The organism is Mycobacterium simiae (genome assembly GCF_008370645.1).
GTDB classification, from domain to species: Bacteria; Actinomycetota; Actinomycetes; order Mycobacteriales; family Mycobacteriaceae; genus Mycobacterium; species Mycobacterium simiae_A.
Genome location: NZ_VTZN01000403.1, coordinates 1 through 1,193, shown reverse-complemented (window position 1 = coordinate 1,193; position 1,193 = coordinate 1). Strand labels below are relative to the sequence as shown.

Genomic DNA, 1,193 nt, shown 5'->3' with positions numbered 1-1,193 from the left:
TCTTCACCCATTGCGGCATCGCCCGCTCGCCGCTGATCAATAGCACTGCTTGCACTTGGCTATCACGCTCGCGGATCTCAATCGTGCGGTAGGACTGCTCCTGGCTGCATGCCGCGGGACGCGTCGTGCGAGTGTAGCCGTCGATCGTCAGGTGCGCGGCCTTGCGGGGCACAGTCTGGGCCGCCGCGCACCCGGAAACGCCGGCAACCACCACCCATGCCGCCCCTGCCACGCTGACCCAGCAGTTCCGCACCAGCCACCTCCATCCTGGGGGACGAGCATCGTGCACAGACTCTACTGGCGTCTTGACGCGAGCACAGGCACCAACGTGCCAGCCCTTGGCGTAGTGATGAATATCGATCTCACCCGATTCGGCGCGACGGTACGCTCAGTCAGCCTCGACCACCTCTTTGATGCGTTGCAGCGTCTTAGTCATGTCCCGGATGTTGCGGCGCTTGCGCAGCCAGCCGCCAAACAGCCAGTAGTAAGCGGTAGTGAACACCGACGCGGGAAGCCGAAAGGACTCGGTGACATCGGTGCCGTCACCGGACGGCTCCAAGCGGTAATGCCAGTTGTTGACCGGCCTGTCCCCGGCCATCACAGCAAACCCAAACTCACGACCCGGTTCACACGCCGTGACCTTGCATACCGTCCAGTAGACCGGCCCGATCTCGTTGCGCCGGACGTGGCCGCGGAATCGAGCACCCAGCTCGGGGCCGCTCGCATCATCGAGCCACTCCGCCTCGAACGTCTCAGGGGAAAAGCGTCCGGTGTTACGAATATCGGCGATCAAATGCCAAATCTTGTCCGCCGGCGAAGCCATATGAACTGTTGCTGAACCTTCCATAACAAGATCCAAACACGTCCACTGTAACGAAACGAGCAGAATCGCCGATATTCACTGTTTGGGCCCGAAGATTGAGATGATCTGGGTCAACGTCTGCTCCAGCTGGCGGACCGGCTGGGGCACCGCCACGGGTACCGGCGGCAACCCACCGGCGGTGGCGCACTTCGGCCATGCGCCTGGGCCCTGGCCGGCCAGTACCCGGTTGGCGACTGCGATTTGTTCCTGTTTAGACGCGTGTGCGGGGTTTCCCACACCGCCGTATTCCTCCCACGTGGCTTGCTTGAACTGGAGTCCGCCGTAGGCGCCGTTGCCGGTGTTGGCCCTCCAGTTGCCGCCCGACTCGCAC

Annotated in this window: 3 protein-coding genes; all 3 read right to left on the bottom strand. The window is 63.0% G+C overall.

The genetic code is table 11. The annotated features are described in order from the left end of the window. Positions 1-253 (bottom strand): lipoprotein LpqH (locus F0Q45_RS26085; protein ID WP_188113181.1); only part of this gene is annotated, 253 nt, incomplete at its 3' end. A 135-nt stretch (positions 254-388) separates the two neighbouring features. Further along, positions 389-847 (bottom strand): SRPBCC family protein, encoded by a 459-nt coding sequence (locus F0Q45_RS26080; protein WP_149656600.1) that lies wholly within the window; start codon positions 845-847, stop codon positions 389-391. 51 nt (positions 848-898) lie between these two features. Next, on the bottom strand, positions 899-1,193 hold a 295-nt coding region (locus F0Q45_RS26075), incomplete at its 5' end, for a transglycosylase family protein (protein ID WP_149656599.1).

What these genes read in the sequence shown, in the direction of transcription:
- F0Q45_RS26080 (WP_149656600.1), bottom strand. Translation starts at nt 847, where the DNA reads ATGGAAGGTTCAGCAACAGTTCATATGGCTTCGCCGGCGGACAAGATT.